Origin of the sequence: Pseudomonas sp. B26(2017) (assembly GCF_002113045.1) — a bacterium.
In the GTDB taxonomy this organism is placed as follows: domain Bacteria; phylum Pseudomonadota; class Gammaproteobacteria; order Pseudomonadales; family Pseudomonadaceae; genus Aquipseudomonas.
Map to the genome: position 1 here is coordinate 159,926 of NZ_NEJJ01000012.1, position 22,942 is coordinate 182,867.

17 protein-coding genes are annotated in these 22,942 nt (G+C 61.6%); 1 reads left to right on the plus strand and 16 read right to left on the minus strand.

Translation table 11 applies throughout. The features are described from left to right. Positions 1-12: 12 nt before the first annotated feature. From CAF79_RS19120 to CAF79_RS19195, 16 genes are all read right to left on the minus strand, one after another. The gene (locus CAF79_RS19120) at positions 13-1,086 is read right to left on the minus strand and encodes a class I SAM-dependent methyltransferase (RefSeq protein WP_085699495.1); all 1,074 of its coding nucleotides are present in this window, start codon (positions 1,084-1,086) and stop codon (positions 13-15) included. Then, the gene (locus CAF79_RS19125; protein ID WP_085699497.1) at positions 1,083-1,934 is read right to left on the minus strand and encodes an NAD(P)-dependent oxidoreductase; all 852 of its coding nucleotides are present in this window, start codon (positions 1,932-1,934) and stop codon (positions 1,083-1,085) included. The genes CAF79_RS19120 and CAF79_RS19125 overlap by 4 nt, the downstream gene beginning before the upstream one ends. Continuing rightward, positions 1,931-3,157: a class I SAM-dependent methyltransferase gene (locus CAF79_RS19130; RefSeq protein ID WP_085699499.1), complete on the minus strand. Its 1,227-nt coding sequence runs from the start codon at positions 3,155-3,157 to the stop codon at positions 1,931-1,933. The genes CAF79_RS19125 and CAF79_RS19130 overlap by 4 nt, the downstream gene beginning before the upstream one ends. Then, positions 3,154-3,714: a dTDP-4-dehydrorhamnose 3,5-epimerase gene (gene rfbC, locus CAF79_RS19135; RefSeq protein WP_085699501.1), complete on the minus strand. Its 561-nt coding sequence runs from the start codon at positions 3,712-3,714 to the stop codon at positions 3,154-3,156. The genes CAF79_RS19130 and rfbC overlap by 4 nt, the downstream gene beginning before the upstream one ends. Continuing rightward, positions 3,711-4,793 carry a CDP-glucose 4,6-dehydratase gene (gene rfbG / locus CAF79_RS19140; RefSeq protein ID WP_085699503.1) on the minus strand — a complete coding sequence of 361 codons (1,083 nt, stop codon included), beginning with the start codon at positions 4,791-4,793 and terminating at the stop codon, positions 3,711-3,713. The genes rfbC and rfbG overlap by 4 nt, the downstream gene beginning before the upstream one ends. Then, positions 4,775-5,548 (minus strand): glucose-1-phosphate cytidylyltransferase, encoded by a 774-nt coding sequence (gene rfbF, locus CAF79_RS19145; protein WP_085699505.1) that lies wholly within the window; start codon positions 5,546-5,548, stop codon positions 4,775-4,777. Before rfbF ends, rfbG begins: the two co-directional genes overlap by 19 nt. 244 nt (positions 5,549-5,792) lie before the next feature. Continuing rightward, positions 5,793-7,604 carry a calcium-binding protein gene (locus tag CAF79_RS19150; protein ID WP_085699507.1) on the minus strand — a complete coding sequence of 604 codons (1,812 nt, stop codon included), beginning with the start codon at positions 7,602-7,604 and terminating at the stop codon, positions 5,793-5,795. A 220-nt stretch (positions 7,605-7,824) separates the two neighbouring features. Beyond that, positions 7,825-11,418 (minus strand): glycosyltransferase, encoded by a 3,594-nt coding sequence (locus CAF79_RS19155; protein WP_085699508.1) that lies wholly within the window; start codon positions 11,416-11,418, stop codon positions 7,825-7,827. A 117-nt stretch (positions 11,419-11,535) separates the two neighbouring features. Beyond that, positions 11,536-13,107 carry a flagellar hook-associated protein 3 gene (locus CAF79_RS19160; RefSeq protein WP_085699510.1) on the minus strand — a complete coding sequence of 524 codons (1,572 nt, stop codon included), beginning with the start codon at positions 13,105-13,107 and terminating at the stop codon, positions 11,536-11,538. Between the two features lie 13 nt (positions 13,108-13,120). Continuing rightward, positions 13,121-15,166 (minus strand): flagellar hook-associated protein FlgK, encoded by a 2,046-nt coding sequence (gene flgK / locus CAF79_RS19165; protein ID WP_085699512.1) that lies wholly within the window; start codon positions 15,164-15,166, stop codon positions 13,121-13,123. Between the two features lie 21 nt (positions 15,167-15,187). Beyond that, complete coding sequence (gene flgJ / locus CAF79_RS19170; RefSeq protein WP_085699514.1) at positions 15,188-16,480, minus strand: flagellar assembly peptidoglycan hydrolase FlgJ; 1,293 nt, start codon at positions 16,478-16,480, stop codon at positions 15,188-15,190. 11 nt (positions 16,481-16,491) lie between these two features. Beyond that, entirely contained in the window at positions 16,492-17,580 is a 1,089-nt protein-coding gene (locus CAF79_RS19175; RefSeq protein WP_085699517.1) for a flagellar basal body P-ring protein FlgI, read from the minus strand. 27 nt (positions 17,581-17,607) lie between these two features. Next, positions 17,608-18,303 (minus strand): flagellar basal body L-ring protein FlgH, encoded by a 696-nt coding sequence (gene flgH / locus CAF79_RS19180; protein WP_085699519.1) that lies wholly within the window; start codon positions 18,301-18,303, stop codon positions 17,608-17,610. Positions 18,304-18,356: 53 nt separating this feature from the next. Next, a complete protein-coding gene (gene flgG, locus CAF79_RS19185; RefSeq protein ID WP_007958342.1) occupies positions 18,357-19,142 on the minus strand; it encodes a flagellar basal-body rod protein FlgG in 786 nt (261 codons plus the stop codon). Positions 19,143-19,187: 45 nt separating this feature from the next. Further along, complete coding sequence (locus CAF79_RS19190; RefSeq protein ID WP_007958343.1) at positions 19,188-19,928, minus strand: flagellar basal body rod protein FlgF; 741 nt, start codon at positions 19,926-19,928, stop codon at positions 19,188-19,190. Positions 19,929-20,247: 319 nt separating this feature from the next. Beyond that, complete coding sequence (locus CAF79_RS19195; RefSeq protein ID WP_085699521.1) at positions 20,248-21,807, minus strand: sigma-54-dependent transcriptional regulator; 1,560 nt, start codon at positions 21,805-21,807, stop codon at positions 20,248-20,250. 325 nt (positions 21,808-22,132) lie between these two features. Between CAF79_RS19195 and phhA the strand changes: the two genes are divergently transcribed. Continuing rightward, positions 22,133-22,924, plus strand: coding sequence for a phenylalanine 4-monooxygenase (gene phhA / locus CAF79_RS19200; protein ID WP_039765515.1), 792 nt, complete (start codon positions 22,133-22,135; stop codon positions 22,922-22,924). Positions 22,925-22,942: the final 18 nt, after the last annotated feature.

Below are 22,942 nucleotides of genomic sequence, written 5' to 3' on the forward strand. Positions count from 1 at the left end.
AAATCTCAAGGGTCACTGGAACGAAGCGCTGTCGACGGCGTGATAGACGTAACGTCCACCGGTCATCCGCTTGATCTCTTCGAGGTAATTGGAATTCATCACAAACAGGTTGGCGCCCTCGGGCAAGGCATCCATCGCCTCTTGCGGCGAGGACACCCGGGCGCCGCTCAGGGGCAGGTAACGCCCCTGCTTGGCCGGGTTGATGTCGACCACCCGGTCCACCGCCACGCCGGCGCGTTGCAGGAACAGCGAATAGATCACGCCTTTGGACGAGGCGCCCCAGATCGCCGAACCCTGCTCGGGCGCGCCCTGGATGATCTGCACCGCGCGCTCGAGGCTGGCAGTGAAATCGTCCGGCAATGCCAGGCGCGGCACCGGTTGTTCGGGGGTCAGGCGCAGCGTGGCAAGGTCAGCGACGATGTACAGGTATTGGCCACCGAACAGGTGACCGGCCTCGTGCACGGTGCCGAACATCCGGCGCAGGTCGTCGAGGCGGAAGTAATTGACGTGCTCGTAGAACAGGTCGAACCAGGCGCGGTGTTCGAGGATCCAGTCGAAGCACGGCACTTCGATGTAGATCTGCCCACCGCCCTGATTGGCTTCGGCGATCACCGCCAGAAAGCTCAGCGGATCCTGGATGTGTTCCAGCACGTGACGCAGCACGATGGCGTCCGCTTCCAGGCCCAGACCACGGGTGAACGGGGCCTTGATCACGTCGGCGTTCTCGCCTTCGTAGGCCGGGTCGATGCCGGTGATGCGGTAGCCCAGGCCTTTGAGCAGCTCAAGGAAATAACCTTTGCCGCAGCCGACTTCGATCAGCTCCTGACCCTTGAAGTGCCGGGCAATGATGCCTTCGACATCGCTCAGGTGTTTCTGGAACTGGCCGGAATGGGCCTGCTCGTTCTGGTAGTCGGCGTCGTAGCTGAGTTTGTCGGCATCGAACGCTGCATTGAAGATCAGCCCGCTGCGTTCATCCTGCACCAGCAGCATGTCGGCGCTGGCCGATGCCTTCGCCGATTCGGGATCGGCAAAGGTGCGGTTCTGCAACACCGGCAGGTCGGTAACCCGATACAACTCGTGCCTCATTGCGGCTCTCCCAATAACTGTTGCAAGCGCTCGGTCACCGCCCAGAACGCCAGCGGTTCGTGGGTGGGATACGGGTAGTGGCCGAGGTTCAGGGCGATGGTCGCGCCGCGCTCACGCACGCGCTGTTCAACCAGCGCCCGCACGGAAACCGGCTGGCCGCTGGCGCAGTTGAGCGTGCCGTCGAAATCGCGTTTGTGCAGGATCGCGGCGAGGTACGCGGTGGCCGTTTCAATTGCCAGGAAGTCCCGCAGCTGTTCACCGGCCGACATGTTGAACGTCGCATCGCCGGCATCGATTGCCCGGTCCAGCGCCGCCAACAGACTGTTGGGGTTCTGCCCGGCGCCGTGCAGATAGAACAGCCGTGCCCATTGCAGGGTGAACGGATGCTCCTGCTGCAAATTTTGCAGAAACAGGTGCAGCGTGTGCTTGGCCAGCCCGTACGGATTGGCCGGCTGTGCGTCGTTCTGCTCGCTCAGCGGGCCGCTCTGCATGCCGTACTCGAAACAGGTGCCGGTCACCAGCACCTGCTTCACCCCCGCCTCTACCGCGCCTTTGATGAAGCGGTAGTCGGCCATCAGGTTGTGCTCGAAATGGAACAGCGCCCGGTAGTTCGGCAACCCCGGCCAGGCCAGGTGCGCGAGTGCATCGACGCCCTCGGTCAGCGCGCGCGCATCCAGATCCGCCGCGTGAATATCCGCGCTCACGAACTCGACGTCATTGATCCATGGCATGTCCGCGGCTTTTTGTGCATCACGCGCAACCGCCCGCACCGTGCAACCACGGGCCAGCAATGCCGCGACCAGGTGACGACCGACGAAGCCCGTGGCTCCGGTGACCAGGACTTTCACAGCACGCTCAACTCAGGCACGGCGATCACGAAGTGGCCGTCCCACTGACGCACCTGGGCCAGTTGCTGGCTGACTTCATGCAGCAGGTTCCACGGCAGCACCAGCACGTAATCCGGTTTTTCGATATCGATCTGCGCCGGCGCCACGATCGGAATGCGGCTGCCCGGCAAAAACTTGCTCTGTTTGTGCGGATTGGCGTCGGCGACCCAGGCCAGCAGATCCGGTTTGACCCCGGCGAAATTGAGCAAGGTATTGCCCTTGGCGGCGGCGCCGTAGCCGACCACTCGCTTGCCATCTGCCTTGGCCTGCAACAGGAAGCGCAACAGGTCATGCTTGATGCGCTCGGCAGCCGGCGCCAGCGTTGCGTAGTACTCGGCAGTTTTCACCCCGGCGTCGAGTTCGGCCTGCAACTGCTGTTGCACGGCCGGCTGCACGGCGCGGCGTTGGCCGTCCTTGCGCTGGACGAACACCCGCAGCGAGCCGCCGTGGGTGCTCAACTGACTGACATCGAACACTTCCAGGCCATTGCGCTCGCACAACGTCTGCACAGCAGTCAGGGACAGGTAGGAATAGTGTTCGTGGTACAGCGTGTCGAACTGCGCGCCGGCCATCAGCGTCAGCAGTTGCGGGAATTCGAAGGTGGCGACGCCGGTCGGCTTGAGCAGCGTGGCGAAACCACCGAGGAAATCGTTGATGTCCGGCACGTGGGCCAGCACGTTGTTGGCGGCCATCAGGTCGGCGCCCCAGCCTTCGCTTTTCAGCTGGGCGGCAGTGTCGCGACCGAAGAACAGTTCACGAATCTCCAGGCCTTTTTCCCGTGCCGCCTGCGCGGTGCTGCGAGTCGGCTCGACGCCCAGGCACTGAATGCCGCGACCGGCCACGTATTGCAGCAGGTAGCCGTCGTTGGCCGCGACTTCCACCACGCGGCTGTCGGCGGTCAGGCCAAAGCGCTCGACCATCTCGACCACATAACGCTCGGCGTGAGCCAGCCAGGTGCTGGAGAACGAACTGAAGTAGGCGTACTCGGCGTCGAACAGGCTGTCGGCGCTTGTGTAATCCTCAGTCTGCACCACCCAGCATTGCTGGCACACGGCAACCTTCAGCGGCACCCATTGTTCGGCCTGCTCCAGCCTATCGGCGTGCACGTAGGCGTTGGACGGTGGCGAGGTGCCGAGGTCGATCAGCGGCAGGCTCAGCGGTGCGGCGCACCCACGGCAGTTCATAGACGCACTCCAGCAAAGTGTTGATCGAGCGCGGGATGGCTGGAATCACGCGCTGACAAATTATTGACAGGCAACGGCCAGGCGATCGCCAGCCGTGGATCATTCACCGACAGACCGCCCTCGTGCTCCGGCGCGTAATCGGCGCTGTGCAGGTAAAGCAGTTCGGCATCGTCGGTGAGGGTCTGGAAACCGTGGGCGAAACCGGCGGGGATCAACAGGCTGCGACCATCGCCGGCCTTCAGGTGCTCGGCGTGCCAGTGCAGGAAGGTCTCGGAATCCGGGCGCAGGTCCACCGCCACATCCCACACTTCGCCGCGCAGGCAGGTGATTAGTTTGGCTTCCGGCGCGTTGGCGTTCTGGTAATGCAGACCGCGCACGCTGCCCTTTTCGCGGGTGCAGGAATGGTTGATCTGGCGGATGTGAAATTCACTGCCGAACGCCTTCAGACTGCCCTCGCAGAACAGCCGGGCGAAGTGCCCGCGCTGATCTTCGAAGCGTTTGTGCCGGACGCTGAATAACCCGGCCAGCGGTAACTGTTTCAAGGAAAACTCGCTCACAGCGCGCCCCGGTACAGGTTCAATTGGCCGAGGGTCACGGTGCGCATGTCGTCGCCGTTCTGCCACGCCAGATGCCAGTCGAGGGTCTGGGTCAGGCATTGCTGCAACGACCAGCGCGTTTGCCAGCCCAGCACCTGACGCGCGCGACTGCTGTCCAGACGCAGCAGGCCGGCTTCGTGCAAGTCACTCTTTTCGATACGCAGGCCACGGGCCTGAGGCCAGCGGTGGGCGAGCAGTTCGACCACTTCGCCGACGCTGCACATGTCCGCTTCACCCGGACCGAAGTTCCACGCCCCGGCGTATTCCGGGCCTTGTTCGTAGAGCCCGGCGGCCAGTTGCAGGTAGCCGGCCAGCGGCTCCAGCGCGTGTTGCCAGGGACGTACGGCTTGCGGGTAGCGCAGGGTCACCGGCTCATCTGCGGACCAGGCTTTCAGTACATCGGGAATCAGACGCTCCGGCGCGAAATCACCGCCGCCCAGCACGTTGCCGGCGCGGGCGGTGGCCAGCGCCAGGCCGTGTTCGGCGTACTTGTCCGCCGGAAAAAAGGATGCCGCATAAGACTGCGCCAGCAACTCGCAGCAGGCCTTGCTGCTGCTGTAAGGGTCGTGGCCACCGAGGGCTTCGTCTTCGCGATACGGCCACAGCCATTCCTTGTTGGCGTAGACCTTGTCGGTGGTCACCAGCACACAGGCCCGCACGCAACCGACCTGACGAATCGCTTCGAGCAGGTTCAGGGTGCCCATGACGTTGCTGGAATAAGTGCCGAGCGGATCGCGATAGCCTTCGCGCACCAGCGGCTGGGCCGCCAGGTGCAGGACGATCTCCGGCTCGGTGTCGGCGATGATCTCGAGCAAGGCGCCGAGGTCCCGCAGATCGCCGCGCTGATCGTTGATGCCTTCGCTCACGCGCGCCAGTTCGAACAGGCTCGGTTCGGTCGAAGGATCCAGGGAAAAACCGCTGACTTGCGCGCCGAGGCTTTGCAGCCACAGGGTCAGCCAGCTGCCCTTGAAACCGGTGTGACCGGTGACCAGAACCCGCTTGCCGCGCCAGAACTCCGGACTCAGACCCATTGCTTCCATGGGGCCTCCCCGCTCTGCCACAGCGCTTCGAGATGGTTCTTGTCGCGCAGGGTGTCCATTGGATGCCAGAAACCTTCGTGCTCGAAGGCTTTCAGTTGTTCGTCCTGGGCCAGTTGCGCCAGCGGTTCGGCTTCCCAGGTGGTTTCATCGCCGGCGATGTACGACAGCACTTTCGGCGACAGCACGAAGAAGCCGCCATTGATCCAGCCACCGTCGCCCCGCGGTTTTTCGGTGAAGCCGAGTACCTGATCGCCCTGCCTCTCAAGGGCGCCGTAGCGGCCCGGTGGCTGCACGGCAGTGACGGTCGCCAGACGGCCGTGGTTCTTGTGATAGTCGACCAGTTGAGCAATGTTGATGTCGGAGACGCCGTCGCCATAGGTGAAGCAGAACGCTTCTTCGTCCTTGAGGTAACGGCCGGCACGCAGCAGACGGCCACCGGTCATGGTTTCCTCGCCGGTGTCGATCAGGGTGACGCTCCACGGCTCGCTGTAGTTCTGGTGAACGTCCATGCGGTTGTTGCGCATGTCGAACGTGACGTCAGAGGTGTGCAGGAAGTAATTGGCGAAGAAGTCCTTGATCGCGTAGCCCTTGTAGCCGAGGCAGATCACGAAGTCGTGGATTCCGTGGGCGGAATACTGCTTCATGATGTGCCAGAGAATTGGCTTGCCGCCGATCTCGATCATTGGCTTGGGCTTGAGGTGCGACTCTTCACTGATGCGCGTGCCGAGGCCACCCGCCAAAATAACTGCCTTCATCGTCTCCCCTCTTCTACGTCACAGGGCTCGGCCTCGCTGTTGCAGGCCTTTGCGGCTGAACCTTGCCAGTCCGGGCGCAGGTCAATGACCGCGAGCGCTCGTTTTATGGCGATTTGAGGGGGACTTGCAGGAAACGCGCCAGCTCCGCCAGCCCTGCGACGGCGGGACATCCGGGCATGAAAAAGGGATGAGTCCGTTGCCGGAATCATCCCTCTCATCAAGCTACTTCACTGCATCGAACGGATCAGCCAAACATCGCGAATCCATCGATCGTGGCCGGCAGGTCGTAGACCTGGCCGTCAGCGGTCTGCAGATGCTCGATGTTGTTGTACCCGGCGTACCAGCCCTGCAGCTTCACGCCGCTGTCGGGAACGCCGGTGCTGCCGTCGTTGGCGCCGTGCAGATAGGCGTCATCACCGATGCGAGTGACGTTCAACTGGTCGAGATTGGCGACGGTGTTCAGGATCAGCGTGTCATTGAGGTCCCAGCCTTCGTCCTGGATCGTCACCAGCCCGGTGATGTTCACGATATAGGTGTCATCCCCCATACCACCGAGCGCGACGCCGCCAGTACCGGACTGACCCGCCAGGTTGAGAACCAGCACGTCATTACCGCTGCCACCGGACAACAGATAATTGCTGCCTGTGCCGGTCAGCACGTCATTGCCGTCATCACCGAAGGCACTGCCGCTGTTGACCGTGACGGTGTCATCGCCCTGGTCTCCATGGGCCACTGTACCCAGGTCATTCACGGCACTGACGATGACGTCATCACCCGAACCGCCAGACAGCGTGTCGGCTTGCGCAACATCGCCGTCGAGACCGGACTTCAGTCCGCCATAAAGGTGATCGTTGCCTTCGCCACCGGTAAGCTGGTCATCGCCGGTGCCGCCTTCAAGGATGTTGTCGTCCGAATTGCCTTGCAGCGAATCGTTGTACTTGCTGCCGCGCAGGCCTTCGATATCAATGTAGGTGTCGTAAAGCGCGATGCCGCTTTGCGGCCCCCAGTCAAGAGAAGCACTCAACCCTTCGCTGCTGTCGTCATAGCTGACGATGTCGATACCGGCCCCGCCTTCAAAGCGATCACCGCCCGCGCCACCCAGAAGGACGTCATTGCCGGCGCCCGAAACGATGACGTTGTCCCCGTCATTGCCGTAGCCAGTGAAGTCTGCCGTGCCGGTGTAGGTCATGTTTTCAATGAACGGATCCATGTGCATCGACGACAGGCTGGTGTACACGTGGTCGGTACCACCGAAGAGGTCCGTCTCGACAATACTCACACCGGCGCTGTTGATGATGTACACATCGTCGCCCCTTCCACCTTCCAGCGTCACGCCCGCGACGTTGGCGGTGAATCGGTCAGTGAACGACGTCCCGATGACTTTCTCGACGTTCAGCAACGTGACATCCGGACCCGCTTGCTGACCAATGCCGATACTGACGCCATCAAAGGAGTGGCGGTAGCTCACGGTGTCGTAGCCATCGGCGCCATCCACGATCATCGCGTTATCGAGCAGATACACCATGTCATCGAAATTCGATCCCTGAATCGCCTCGATGCCGGTAAAGGTGTCGCCAGCAGCGATGGTCAATGCGTCGTAGTTCTCGAAGTCCTGGACTCTCACACCTTCAAGGCTGTCGGAATAGCTGACAGTATCGAAGCCTTCGCCACCCACGAAGTGATCCGCGCCGGCGCCACCCCAGAACCAGTCGTTGCCGGCACCGCCGATGATCTCGTTGTCACCGGCATTGCCGTAACCCTTGAAATCGCCGGTACCGGTGAAGGTAAGTTTCTCGATGAACGGGTCCATCTTCATGGTGTTGAGGTGAGTGCGCAGCTCACCCGCAGCGACTGTCGTCGAAGCATCGTTGAACTCGACGCTCACCCCCGAGGACAAGGCGTAATAGCTCGCCGTATCAAATCCATCCCCGCCATCCAGCAGATCATTACCGGCACTTGCCAGCAACACATCATCCGACTCCAGTCCATGAAGTTGGTCATCACCGTCGGTGCCCAACAGGACATCGGCATCACTCGTTCCATTCACTACTGACATTTGCGTCTTCCTTGCGTTGTTGTTGAACCGGAACCTGCCTCGCGGGCACAAGCCGATCACGCCAGCAGCCACCGTCCGAGGTCAGCGAATAGAGAAGTATCGACAGGGAAATCCCAGTGCTTGAGGCTCTGCGGTGAAAAAGTATCGATACCGATACCAATGGAATGCTGAAGACGCAAAAAAGGCGACTCGATAGTCGCCTCTTTTCCAGCAGTGCCGGTCAGTCCGCCAGCCAGCCGTTTTCCCAATACCGCAGGTTGTCGCCGCGCAGCACGTAGTCGCGCAGTACGACTTCACGTAGTTGATCCCCCATGCGGTAACTGGCATCCGGATCGGCCAGGTGCATACGGATCGCTTGCAGCCACTCCTCGGTGGAATTGGTCTTGACCCGGGTGCACGGCAGGTAACCCTGATAGGCCTCGGTATCGGTGCAGACCACCGGGTAGCCGCATGCGCCGTACTCCAGCAGACGCAGGTTGCTCTTGCAGTCGTTGAAGATGTGGAACTCCAGCGGTGCCAGGGCCAGGTCAAGGTTGAGGCTGGCCAGTTTCGCCGGATACACATCCAGCGGGATCACGCCGTGGAACTCGTGCATGTACGGACGCAAGTCGTCCGGACACATGCCGAAAAACACCCAGTCGACCTCGTTCGCCAGTTCGCGAACCACATCGGCAATGACCGCCAGATCACCGTGGTGACTGGTGCCGCCACCCCAGCCAACGCGCGGCTTTTTCGAGGTGCGACGCTGGCTGCGCAGGTCGGTCCACAAATGCTGCGACAACATGTTCGGTACGACCCGGATGTCGTGGTGCATGTTCGACAGGACATTGGCCAGCGGCTGGGTAGACACCACCACACGATCGCAAAGACCGATTGCCCGCCGCACCAACCGCTCCATTTCGTGCTTGTTCGGCATGTTGCGGATATGCGCGTTGCGATGAGGGACATCGATGACATAGTCATCGAGCTCGTAGATCCGCCGGGCGTTGAAAAAGTTTTTCAACGGTGGAATTTCCTCGATGGCACCTTCCGAGTAGCGCCCTTGCAATACGATCACGTCGGGCGACTGGCGCTCGATATCGATGATCGAAGGCAAGCCGTAGCAGATCCGTCCTTCGGCACGATTGGCCGCCTCAAGCTCGATCATCGGCTGACTGATGCGGTAGTGACCGATGGCGGAAGCGTTGATCGGTACCGCCAGTACGTTTGGCAACTGCGTGCGCAAAAACGGGCTCCAACCGGTACGCAGGCCCGGCTCCAGACTGAAGCTGGAAGCGCCAACACCTTGCACCGCCAGATTGACGTTGAACGCAGGATCGCGCGCGATGAGCGGCAACCAGCGCTTGTAGAACGTCTCGTGCTCCTGAAACTGCTGTTGCTGCTCTTCTGCCGTAGCCTCGATCGTTGGCCGCGCACCCAGCGCCAGCTTGGCGTAAGGCGTCCAGACCACCAGATAACCTTCCCGCCCCACACGCAGACAAAGATCCGCCACATTGAGGGCCTGCGCCAGGTCCTGCTCGTCGAGCCCGTCGGCAGCCTCGAAAACGGCCTTGCGAATCATCAGGCAATCACCGCCGACAGCACTCAGGTCATGCACCGCCTGCAAGCGGAACATGTACCCGTCTGCCTGCAACGTTTGACCATAAAAGGGCAATCCCACGGCACCCTGCATGCCCAGAATCAGGCCGGCATGCAGCACGCAACCGTCCGGATTGTAGATCTTGGCGCCGACCACTCCGACTTCCGGGCGCTGCGCATGATTGAGCAGTTCGTCCAGCCAGTCGGACTGGGTGATGACTGCAAAGGAATTGAGCATCAGCACGTACTCACCGCGTGCCTGACCTACCGCAAAGTTGAGCGTGGCGGCTGCGTTGCCCTGCTGCGCAAAATTCAGCACGCGAACCCGATCGCTGCCCAACTGCGCCATGCCGTCCAGCCAGGCCAGCGCTTCGGCACTGGTGCTGCCGTTATCGACCAGCAACAGCTCGTATTCGGTGTAGGCGGTTTTTTCCAGCAGCGTCTCGACGCAGCGCTGCAAGGCGGCAGTCTGATCCTTGGTCACGATAATGACCGAGACCAGCGGACGCCGTGCGTGATGATAGTCGACGCGATTGAGCAGCTCGGAGCTGCCACTGCGAATGTCATGGGCCAGCCCGAGCCGTTGCAGATGCGCTTCGAGCACGCGCGGATTCTGTTCGATGACGCCTGGGTCCATGAGCCATTTGGACAGGTCGAAAGGCGACTCCAGCATGACCTCGGCGATGTGGCCGATAACCTGGGTGCCATCTTTCTCGACCAGTCGCCACAGCACATCGTGCGGCGCCAGCTGAGCGAATTCAGGAGCAAAACCACCGAGTGCCAGAAAACGCTCGCGTTCGAATGCCAGTGCCCGCCCGACATAGGGGTAGCTGCGCATCAGGTCGAGGTTGAAATCCGGCTTGAACGCAGGCTCTGCCGACTCCCCGTTACGCAAACTGCCCTCGTCGCTGTACAGGCACTTGAGCGACGGGAAGTGTACGATGCGCTCGGCCATGATCAGCAACGCCGGCGCCACCGGACGATCGCCGGCCTGCAGCAGGTAGAACCAGTCGGCTCCCTCCAGTTGCGGCAGCAGCGTATTGATCTGCTCCATGCCGTCGTCTTGCAGGGGCATGCGAAACACTCGCCCGTCGAGTTCGGTATCGGTACACGAGGCAGACAGGACCAGAATCAGCTCTGGTGGATAATCCTGAGCGGCAAGCGACGCCAGCGTGCGTTCGACACCGTCACGGCTGCCCTGCCGGTCGATGACGATCGGCACGATCCGTGGCTGATGCGACCAGCCGGCGAGGGTTTCCGGCAGCAATGTGCGCTGACCTTCGGTCAGCACCCGGCAGCCGAGCCACTGCGCATAGAGCTCGGCAAAACTCCAGCTGTCGATGCCGACGCTCCACTCCTGACGGCTCTGCTTGGTGCCAAGGGTGCGACTCAGCGGCAACTCTTCCCAGACCCGAGGCTGTTCGTCGGCCTTGGCCAGTGGAATGTAACGAACCCAGCCCGGTGCAGGTGCCGACTCGCCGCTGCGGGCCTTGAGCATCTGCGTCATCCACTCACGCTCGACTTCGAGGGCATCCTTCATCGGCTGTTGCGCACTCAGGCGCTCCGGGTATAACCGCTCGGCGCTGAGTACGTTGTTGGACACGGCAAGGTTGCCGCGCCGCAGCAGGCAGACATACAGGGCAAAATCCAGCGACGCGACAAAGCAGTGCCCGTCCTGAGTCAGGGCCGGCAACAGCTCTTCAACGTCGGAACGCCGGAACAACGCGTTGGTGAAGCCACCGAGGACGTTGACCGGGAACTTCTCGAAGATGCCCAGCAGATCGTCGCCCTTGAACAGCCCGCTATGTGGCGACAACGAGGTGTTTTCCAGGCGCGCGGGCAGGATGATGTCCTGCGCATCCCAGAACAGTCTCTGGGCCAGCACCAGGCTCACCTCCTCACGCATCATCTCCTGGGCCTGCTGCCGGATGCAGTCGGCATACAAGTGATCATCGTCGCACAGGAACTTGATGAACTCGCCCCGCGCCTGACTCAGGCATGCCTTGAGGTTGCCGATCATTCCCAGGGTGCGCGGATTGCGCACGTAGCGCACCTCGACGCCGGACTCCTTGATGACCGACGCAACGATACGTTCGATCTCGGACCCCCGGCTGTCATCGCAGACGATGATCTCCAGAGGGCTGTAAGTCTGGCTGACGGCACTGTTCAATGTCCGCTCGAAAAAGCGCGGGTTGAAGGAAGGAATGACCAGACTGACAAGGGGAAGTGAATTCACGGCGGACTCGCAAGCGGCGGGAACCCGCCCGGAACAGCGAGCCCTTTGAAACCGCAAAAAAAGACGATTGATACAGAGCGATCAGAGCAAGCGGGCGCTTGCGCGCCCGCTCAGGCTTCAGATCTTGTTGAACAGGCCCAACTGAGAGATTTTGCTGAACGCCAGTTGCGAGGCCTGCAGCATGGTCTGCTGCAAGGTCAGGCGGGTCATCACTTCGGCCGGATCCGAATCACGGATCGTGCCCTGAGTGGTGGAGTTTGCCAGCTGCAGGCTCTGGTTGGTGGTGCTCTGGTCATCCAGCGACTGCCCGCGGGCACCGATGGAGGTTACCGCGCTGCCGATCTGGTTGGCGGCGCTGTCGATGTTGCCGAGGCCGGCTTCCATGGCACCCTGGAATTTTTGCTTGGCCACCGGATCACCGTCGATCGGGGTGTTCAGTGCCGTGACCATCTGGCCCAAGGTGTCGAGCACGTTCTGGGTCTGGTGGTTGTTGGACTGGATCGAAAACTGGTCACCGGCCGCCGGCGTGCCACCGAGGGCGAAGGTCACACCCGCTGCCGTGGCGTTGCCGCCCGCTACGGTACCCGACGAAATCGGCTTGCTGTCGGCAGTGACAGGCGCTGCGTACAGGTCGAACGCGGTGGCGCTGGTGAACTTCAGGACTGCGCCGCCGCCCGACGGGAAGGCCGCGTCGTAGGCTGCCTGGTTGGTGACGCTGGAACCGGTGATGACCGCGGTCGACGGGTTGCCCGGGCTGCGCGAAGCGGTGAACGAGTCCGGCGAAGCCGACAGCTGGAAGCTGTGACCGGCAATGACCGCGTCCGGGTTGGTATCGCCGGCCTTGAGGTTGATGTTCAGCTTCATGTCGACGCCACGGAAGCTGACCGTCTGGTTGGCGCCGTTGCTGTTGCTGATCAGACCGTTCTGGCTGGCCTCGGAAGTCACGTCATTGCCCAGGGCATCGGTGATCTTGATTTGAGTGCTGCTGATGAAATCCACGGTGTACGGCTGGCCGGCGGTGAATTTCGCGTTGTAAGTCGCAGCGGTGCCGACGATCCCGTTGGTCAGCACCACACGACCGTCATCGACCGCCGGAGCCGTCATGGTGGTCTGGGTCCGGGCGGTATTGATCGTCTGCTGGAAAGCATCCCAACCGGTGGTGTTGGTGGCCACCGACAGGCCGTCGCCAATGCCCAGGTTGATCTGGGTCTGGTCACCGTTGTAGGTGTAGGTGCCATCGGCGTTCTGCGAGTACGGCGCGGTATCGGTCTTCGAACCGGAGAACAGGTAATTGCCGTTGGCATCCTTGGAGTTCATCAGGCCCAGCACTTGTTGCTGGATCTGGCTCAGTTCGGCGGCGTAAGCCTGGCGGTCCTTGTCGGTGGCAATGCCGTTGTTGGCTGCCAGTCCGATTTCCTTGGCGCGCTGCAAGGCATCGGTGATAGCCGTCAGCGTGGATTCCTGAACGGTCAGCGCGCTCTTGGTGGTATCGATGTTGCCTTTGTACTGATCGAGCATCGCGGCCTGCTGGCCGAGCTTCAGCAAGCGACCGGCACCGATCGGATCGTCGGCAGCGGTGTTGATGCGCTGCAGGCTGCTGGCTTCGTTCGCGGTCGCGACAGCCTTGCTGTAGTTGCGCTGATATTGAGCAGCTTGCGTCGCGTAATACTGAGCGGTGGAAATGCGCATGAATTACGACTCCTTAAAGACTGTTGATCAGCGTGGCGAAGGTTTCCTGCGCAGCCTTGATGATCTGCGAAGACGCTGTGTAGTACTGCTGATACTTGACCAGGTTGCCGGTCTCTTCGTCCAGGTTGACCTGAGACAGCGAATCACGCGCGCCCTGCGCCTGATCCAGAATGGCTGTGGTGGCTTCGATGTCGGACTTGCTCTGCGCGGCCTTGGTACCGACGTTGGTCACCAGTTTGTTGTAGGCGTCGGTCAGGCTGATGCCCTTGCTGCCCGAACCGGTGTCCACGGTCTGCTTGGTCTGCAGGCCGACCAGCGCCTGGGCGTTGCGGTTGTCCGAAGACGCCGCGCCGGTCAGGCTCATGGTGAAGGTTTCGCCGGCCTTCGGGGTTGCGCCCACGGTGGTCTGCACGGTGAAGGTTTTCTGCACGTTCGGCGTGACGCTGGTGTCCATCACCGGCGCGCCGGTGGAGTCGACCATGCCGATCTTCAGGTTCAGGGTGTTGGCCTGCCCCGGCACGATGGTCCCGGTGCCGATGGTGTTGCCCTTGGCGTCGACCATGTTGTACGACTGGCTGCCGCTGGCGACCGCGCCGAACACCAGCTTGACCGGGGTCGAATATTTGAGCGCGTTCTGCAACTCGGCCTGGGAGGTCGGGTTGTAGATGTCGATGGTGTCGGTGAGCGTCGGCTGGGTGTAGGTGCCGGAGTTATTGGCACTGGCCACGCCGGTCAACGGTGCCGCCGCCGCGATTTTTTTCGGGTCGGTGAGCACGGTCTGGATGCTCGAGGCCGCGCCACGGGTCGGGGTCACCTTGAAGGTGTCGCCGGCGCTCAGGGCACCGCCATTGAGGGCCAGGGTGAAGCCGTCGATGACCGGAGGCGGCGTGGTCGTGGTGCTGAACGAACCCATGTCGGTACCGTCCGAGCGCTTGACCGTGTAGTTGGTCGCGCTGGTGAAAGTGACCTGGTAATCGTTGGTGGTCAGCTTGCCGGTGTCGCTGATGGTGACGTCAAGGTTGCCCGAACCTGCGCTGTTGCTCGCCTGGGCAATGCTGCGCTGACTGATCAGCGCGGCACTGTTGATGTTGTTGAAAATCGCTGCGCCGAAGTCACCATTCTTGTCGATGCCCTGGGCTTGCTGACGGTTGACCTGATCGGCGATCACCAGCGCCACGCGGCCCAGCTCGTTGAGCGACGGGTCGAGCACTTCCTTGCGATAGCTCAGCAGACCGCCGATTTCGCCACCGCTGATCACTGAAGTGATGTCGATGGTGCTCGAACCGCGGTCCATCTGGATGCCCATGCGCGACGGGTCATCCTTGCTCGGCACGGTGCTCAGGGTGTTGGTGGTGTTACCGACAACCAGCGGCTGACCGCTGCCGACGTAAACGTCGAAGCTGGTGCCGCGCTCGACGACCTGCGCGCCGACCAACTGGGAGAGCTGGCGCACGGCTTCGTTGCGGGTGTCGAGCAGATCGTTCGGCTGGCCGCCGCTGGTGGAAATCTCGCCGATCTTCTGGTTGAGATTGGCAATCGAGGTGGCCAGTTTGTTGACCTGGGCCGCCATGTCGCCAAGGTTGCCGTTGATCGTGGTGTTCTGGTCGTTGAGCTGCTTGGCCAGTGCGTTGAAGCGGCTGGTCAGGGCTTGCGCGCCGGTCAGCACCGATTGACGCGAAGTGTCGTCGGTGGCCGAGGTCGATACGCCCTGCATCGAGGTAAAGAACTTCTGCAGCACGCCGGTCAGGCCGGTGTTGGTGTCGGACAGCGAGCCGTCCAGTGCTGTCGCCTGCGCGCCATAGGCGTCGGCTTCGCTGCTCAGCGAGGTGGCGGTGTGCAGCTGCGATTCGAGGTAGGAGTTATACACCCGGCGCACGTCGGCGAGGGTCGTACCGGTACCGATGAACACGTTGCCGTACTGAATCGAGGACTTGGTGCCCTGCACGGTTTGCTGACGCGAATAACCGGCGGTGTCGACGTTGGCAATGTTGTTACCTGTCACAGCCAGAGAGGACGAACTCGCGGCCAGCCCCGACATCCCGATATTGAGCAAACTCATGATTCAAACCTTACCTTGTGTTTATAAGGGCGTTGTTGAAACGCCGGCCGCAGCGTAGTTCTGATTGACCGTCATCTGCCTGGCAATCTGCGAAATCTTCGTCGCGTAGTTCGGGTCGGTCGCATAACCGGCCTTCTGCAATTCGCGTACAAACTGTTCTGGGTTATCGGCCGCCTTGAGCACATCTTGATAGCGATTATTGCTCTGCAGCAAAGTCACCAGATCGTGGAAGCTGTCCTTGTACGAGGCGTAGGAACGGAACTCGGCCGTCTCCTTGACCATCTGCCCATTGCGGAACTCGCTGGTGATCGCCCGGGCCGAATCGCCCTTCCAGTTGCTGCTGGCCTTGATGCCGAACAGGTTGTGACTGCTGCTGCCGTCCTGGGCGCGCATGACCGACTTGCCCCAACCGGTTTCCAGCGCAGCCTGAGCCACCAGATAACGCGGATCGACGCCAATGCGTGCGGCGGCTTCCTGCGCCATCGGCAGCATGGTGTTGACGAATTGGTCAGCGTTGCTGAACGCGCGTTTGGCCGGCGCCAGCGGAATCTGCGCCATGGCGCGACCGTAAATCTGCATCTGTCCGCCGGAGGCCTTGTCCGCCTCGGCGCGGGCCAGCCAGTCGCCGTTGTACAGCGGGCCGGAACCGGTGACAGCGGCAGTCGTGGCGCGTTGCGGCAATTGAGTGGCCGCTGCCGGCGAGGCCGACGGCACCAGGCCTGCGAGCAAGCGATCTGCCAGTTTCGGCGGCAACGCCAGACGACGCTGGTTGATCATTTCCATGTCGTTGCGATGGGTCAGTTCGGTGTTCGGCGCATGCACCGAACGCGACGCCCACAACGGACGCTCGCCATTGAGTCGCGACAACGGGCCATGGGTGGCCACGGTGCCAGCGGCAATCGGCGTTTCCACCGCAGCGGCCCTGGCCAGCGCTTCCTGCTGCTTGGCAGCGGACGCGGCCGCAGCCTCGCCCGGCGCCATCGGTTTGTTCTTCGACATCTGCTTTATCAGCACGTCGGCCAGGCCAATGCCACCGCCCTCGCGGGACATGGAGACCGCCAGTTGCTGGTCATACATTTCCTGGTATTGCTTGGCGGCCGGCGTGTTGAGCGGGTTGTCCTGGCCCAGCGCCTCGGTGGCCGAACGCATCGACTTGAGCATTTCACCGAGGAACAGCGATTCGAATTCCTGCGCGACCTTGCGCATGTTCGCATCGCTGTTCTTGTCGCCGACCTTCAGTTGGTTCAAGCGATTGAGGTCGGAGTACGAGCCCGAATCGCTGCTGCTGACCAGACCGCTTTTGCGCATATCCATGGTCGCGGTCCTCAGATCACGATCAGGTCGGCTTGCAACGCGCCGGCCTGCTTCAGTGCTTCGAGGATCGCCATCAGGTCACCCGGCGCTGCGCCGACCTGGTTCACCGCCCGCACGATCTCGTCGAGGGTGGTGCCCGGGCCGAACTTGAACATCGGCTTGGCTTCCTGTTCGGCATTCACCCGCGAGCGCGGCACCACGGCGGTCTGGCCGTTGGACAGCGGACCCGGCTGGCTGACGATCGGGTCTTCGGTGATGGTCACGGTCAGGCTGCCGTGGGTCACGGCGGCTGGCGATACCTTCACGTTCTGGCCGATGACGATGGTGCCGGTACGCGAGTTGATGATGACTTTCGCCACCGCCTGACCCGGATCGACTTCGAGGTTTTCCAGGATCGACAGGTAGTCGACACGCTGGCTCGGATCGAGCGGCGCGGTCACACGAATGGAACCACCGTCGATGGCCTGGGCGACACCAGGGCCGAGCATGTCGTTGATCTTGTCGACGATGCGCTTGGCGGTGGTGAAGTCGGAACGGTTGAGGTTCAGCGTCAGGCTGTTGCCCTGGTTGAACCCGCTCGGCACCGAACGCTCGACCGACGCACCGCCAGGGATGCGACCGGCCGACGGAACGTTGACGGTGATCTTCGAACCGTCACGACCTTCGGCATCGAAACCGCCGACCACCAGGTTGCCCTGGGCGATGGCGTAGACGTTGCCGTCGATACCCTTGAGCGGAGTCAGCAACAGAGTGCCGCCGCGCAGGCTCTTGGAGTTACCGATAGACGACACGGTGATGTCGACCTGTTGACCCGGTTTGGCGAACGCCGGCAGATCGGCACTGACCGACACCGCCGCGACGTTTTTCAGCTGCACGTTGCCCGATCCCGGCGGCACCTTGATACCGAACTGCGAGAGCATGTTGTTGAAGGTCTGCAGGGTGAACGGGGTCTGCGTGGTCTGGTCGCCGGTGCCGTTGAGGCCGACCACCAGGCCATAGCCGATCAACTGGTTGGAACGCACGCCGGAAATGCTGGCGATATCTTTCAGCCGCTCGGCTTGGGCACCAAAGGCTGCGGACATCAACGCCGCAGCGAGCATAAGGCTCTTGAAATTCAACGTAGCCACCTAGAAAGGGAACAGCGGGCTGAGGAAGAAACGGTCGAACCAGCCTGGCTGACTCGCATCGGCGAACGAACCGGTGCCCGAGTAGGTGATGCGCGCATCGGCAACCCGGGTCGACGACACGGTGTTGTCAGTGGCGATGTCATCGGCGCGCACGAGGCCGGCGATCCGCACCAGCTCGTCGCCGGTGTTGAGGGTCATCCACTTCTCGCCACGCACGGCGATGATGCCGTTGGGCAAGACATCGGCGACGGTCACGGTGATCGAGCCGGTCAGGGTGTTGCCCTGTGCGGCCTTGCTGTCGCCCTTGGTTGCGCGGTCGCCGCTGTAGCCGACGTCCAGGCTCAGATCGTTACCGCCCAACGGGTTGTTGGTGGTGCCACTGCCGCCGAACAGCGACGTCAGGCCGATGCCGGTCTTGCTGTTCTTGGCCACCTGCGAGTTGGCGTTCTTGCTGGCCTGGGTCTTCTCGTTCAGGGTGATGGTGATGATGTCACCGACCCGGAACGCCTTGCGGTCGCTGTACAGGTTCTGCTCGAAACCGGCCTGATAGATCGAGCCGTTGTTGGCGGCCGACGGCAACGGTGTGCGCGGCAACACCGGGGCGTAGTAAGGATCATTGGGCTTGGGCGTCGGGGCGACGCAGCCCGCGAGCGAGACGACCCCACTCAATGCCACAACAGATACAAAGCGCTTCATGACCCTTACCTCACGGTGTTGCAGGCGACCTCATGGCCGCCTCATAGACTTGATTACAGATTCTGCGTTACGAACGAGAGCATCTGGTCGGCGGTGGAGATCACCTTGGAGTTCATCTCGTACGCACGCTGAGTGGTGATCATGTTGACCATCTCTTCCACGGTGCTGACGTTGGAGGTTTCCAGGGTGTTCTGCAGGGTGGTACCGAAACCGTTCAGGCCCGGAGTACCGACTTGCGGTGCACCGGAAGCGGCGGTTTCCAGGAACAGGTTGTTGCCCACCGCTTGCAGACCGGCCGGGTTGATGAAGTCGGCGGTTTGCAGGTTGCCGATCACTTGCGAAGCGGCGTTGCCGGCAACGGTGATCGACACAGTGCCGTCACGGCCCACAGTGAAGGTCTGGGCGTTGTTCGGGATGACAATCGCCGGCTCCAGGGCGAAACCACTGGCGTTGACGATCTGACCATTGGAGTCGAGGTGGAAAGTACCGTCACGAGTGTAGGACGTGGTGCCGTCCGGCTGCAGGATCTGGAAGAAACCGCGACCGTCGATGGCCATGTCCAGCGGCTGCTCGGTGGTCTGCAGGCTGCCGGCAGTGAAGTTTTTCTGGGTGCCGACGATGCGCACACCGGTACCCACCTGCAGACCCGACGGCAGTTCGCTGTCCTGGGTCGACTGGGCGCCTGGCTGACGCTTGATCTGGTACAGCAGGTCCTGGAATTCGGCGCGGTCACGTTTGAAACCCGTGGTCGACACGTTGGCCAGGTTGTTGGAAATGGTGGTCAGGTTGGTGTCCTGGGCGGACAGACCGGTTTTGGCAACCCATAGAGCCGGAAGCATTCGATTCTCCTCGTGCGCCTGTTTTACGGCGCGACGTTCTGATAATTAGCTGATCTGCAAGACCCGAGCCATGGCCTGGTCATCGTCTTTGGCGGTGTTCATCATCTTGACGTGCAATTCGAACTGCTTGGCCAGGGCCAGCACCGACGTCATTTCTTCCACGGCATTGACGTTGCTCGACTCCAGGAAACCCGACACCAGTTTGACGTTGGCATCGGCCGGCGCAGGCTGGCCGTCCTTGGTGTAAATCGAACCGTCCAGGCCCTTGTTCATGTTCTTGATGTCCGGGTTGACCAGCTTGATCCGGTCGACTTCGGCCATGACGCGCGGACCTTCGCCCATCGCACGGATACTGATGGTGCCGTCTTCACCGACTTCCACCTGCTGTTCCGGCGGCACGGCGATCGGCCCGCCATTGCCCATGACCGGCATGCCGTTGCCGGCACGCAACACGCCGAGGGCATCGATATTGAGGCTGCCGGTGCGCACGTAGCTTTCCCCGCCATTAGGGTTCTGCACGGCGATCCAGCCGTTGCCCGACACGGCGACGTCGAGGTCGCGTCCGGTCTGCACCAGCGAGCCCGGCGTGAAGTCGGTGGCGGGCCGTTCGCTCATGGCAAACGCACGCGCCGGAAAGCTGTCACCAAACACCGGCATCGAACGCGCCTGCTCCAGGTCGCGCTGAAAACCATTGGTGGAGATGTTCGCCAGGTTGTTGGCATGAGCCTTTTGCGCCAGTGCGTTCTGGCTGGCGCCGGTCATTGCCACATAAAGGTACTTGTCCACACTCTTTCCTCTGCATGCCGGACGTTTGCCGCCCACCGCTGTACTGCTGAGCCATAAGCAATTTGCAGACCAACTTTTTTCTGGCGGCCAAGGGCCCGGTAAACAAAGGACTTGAGGGATTTTGCGGGAAGGAGGGAAATGTATCGAAGACGAAAAACCGGCGGTGTCATGCCGCCATGTGGCAAGGCATTACCTTTTCACTGCCTGTAGCGCCGCCTTCGCGAGCAAGCTCGCTCCCACAAGGTCTGCCGCCAAATGAAGCTTTACTGTGGGAGCGAGCTTGCTCGCGAAGAGGCCATAACAGACATACATCTGCAGGCTATGACTCCGCCTTGCCGACTTCGTATTCACGCAGCTTGTTGGCAATCGTGGTGTGCGAAACCCCGAGCCGCTTACCCAGCTGCCGGCTGCTCGGATGCTCGGAATACAGTCGCTCCAGCACCGCTTTCTCGAAGCGCCCGACAATTTCGTCCAGCCCGCCTTCGAGGGAGAAATCGCCAAGCGGCTGACGCACACCATAATCCGGCAGGCGAATATGCTCAGCCTTGACCGTGCCGCCGTCGCACAGCGAAACCGCCTGGAACAGCACGTTCTCCAGTTGCCGCACGTTGCCCGGCCAATGGTAGTGACTGAGCCGGTCCATCGCCGCCGGCGCCAGTTTCGGCAGCGGGCAACCGATCTGCCGGCTGGCCTGATCGAGAAAGTGCTCCACCAGCGGCGTCAAACCGTCGAGACATTCGCGCAGTGGCGGAATGTGCAGCGACAGCACGTTCAAGCGGTGATACAGATCCTGGCGAAACTCGCCCCGCGCGCACAGCTCCGACAAGTCGACCTGGGTTGCACAGATCACCCGCACATCCAGGTAAACCTCTTCATCACTTCCCACACGACGGAAGCAGCCGTCCTGCAGGAAGCGCAGCAATTTCACCTGCAAGCGCGGGCTCATTTCGCCAACGCCATCAAGGAACAGCGTGCCGCCCGCCGTCAGTTCCAGCAGCCCGAGCTTGCCTTCGGCCCGCGCCCCTTCAAAGGCACCGGGGCCGTAGCCGAACAGCTCGGTCTCGGCCATCGACTCCGGCAGGCCCGCGCAGTTGAGCGCCATCAACGGCGACTGACCACGCGGACTCGCCAGGTGACAGGCCCGCGCCAGCAATTCCTTGCCGGTGCCGGTTTCACCTTCAATCAGCAGTGGCGCATCCAGCGGCGCCATGCGTCGTGCTTCGCGCACCACCGCCGCCATCACTTTCGAGCTCTGGAAGATGCTGTCGAAACCACGCAATTCCTGCTTGCGCACGTTGTAGATGCGCTCGCCGACACGATCCGCCCGGTGCAAGGTCAGCACGGCACCGGCCATGGCCTCGCTGTCGTCGTGCTCCGACTGCAGCGGCGCAATGTCGGCCAGAAAGATGTCGCCCTTGACCTTGACCCGCATGCCATTGATTCGCGATTTATTGGCGCGCACCAGCTCCGGCAGGTCGAAATCTTCGGCGTAACGCGACAGTGCAATTCCCGGCACCTCGTCCACTCGCACCCCGAGCAACTGCGCCGCCGCCCGGTTGGCCGCGACGATGGAACCGCCCATGTCGATCGACAGCACCGGAAACTCGAGCGCGCCGAGCAGCGCATTCAACTCCATATGCCGCCGTTCGCTGGGCATCAGCCCTACCCGCTTGACGCCGAACACACCGGCGATGGCCTCGAACTTGGGTCGTAGCGCCTGGAACTGAATGTTGATCAGGTTCGGGCAATGCAGATAGATCGCGTTGCCGTGCTCACCGCCGACCTCGCCCCGGGCGACGTTGATCCCGTACTCCACCAGCAAGTTGAGGATGTCGCGCAGGATGCCGATGCGGTTCTGGCAGTGGACTTTGATACGCATATAAAGGCCCGACAAAGAAAGGATTGAACACAATCCCTGCGAGAGCGAGCTTGCTCCAACAGGTTTTTGCCGCGCACCTTGGTCTCTTTTTCTGCCCGGGCGCGCAAATAGTCGTCAAGATTATGTGACAGCCATCGACCTTTTCAAACCCGGCAGTCGGCACAAACACGACGCATCGCCCGAAGCGTAACGAAAATTTTACGAATTATAGAGACTTTTCCTACTCGCCCGATCTTCAACCTGCTGCAACAACGAACGTTCCGGGGTATTTCTCAGTCCATCGCAGGACATAACAAGAACGAAATTCCCCTCGCAGGAGAGCAGTATGAAGCAGACGCAATACGTGGCCCGCGAGCCCGATGCGCAAGGTTTTATCGACTACCCCGCCGAAGAACACGCGGTGTGGAACACGCTGATCACCCGCCAGATGAAAGTGATCGAGGGACGTGCGTGCCAGGAATACCTGGACGGTATCGAAAAACTCGGTCTGCCCCACGACCGCATTCCGCAACTGGGCGAGATCAACAAGGTGCTCGGCGAGACCACCGGTTGGCAGGTCGCCCGCGTCCCCGCGCTGATCCCCTTCCAGACCTTCTTCGAATTGCTCGCCAGCAAGCAGTTTCCGGTGGCCACGTTCATTCGCACCCGTGAAGAACTGGACTACCTGCAAGAGCCGGACATTTTCCACGAGATCTTTGGCCACTGCCCGTTGCTGACCAACCCGTGGTTCGCCGAATTCACCCACACCTACGGCAAACTCGGCCTGCAGGCGACCAAGGAAGAACGCGTTTATCTGGCGCGCCTGTACTGGATGACCATCGAGTTCGGCCTTGTGGACACCCCGCAAGGCAAACGCATCTACGGCGGAGGCATCCTGTCCTCGCCAAAAGAAACTGTTTATTCGCTGTCGGATGAGCCCGAGCATCAGGCTTTCGATCCGCTGGAAGCCATGCGCACCCCATACCGCATCGACATCCTGCAGCCGCTGTATTTTGTCCTGCCGAACCTCAAGCGCCTGTTCGACCTGGCCCACGAAGACATCATGGCCATGGTCAAGCAAGGCATGCAGCTGGGTCTGCACGCACCTAAGTTTCCGCCAAAACCAAAAGCCGCGTGACCCGCGACTTTTGCTTAC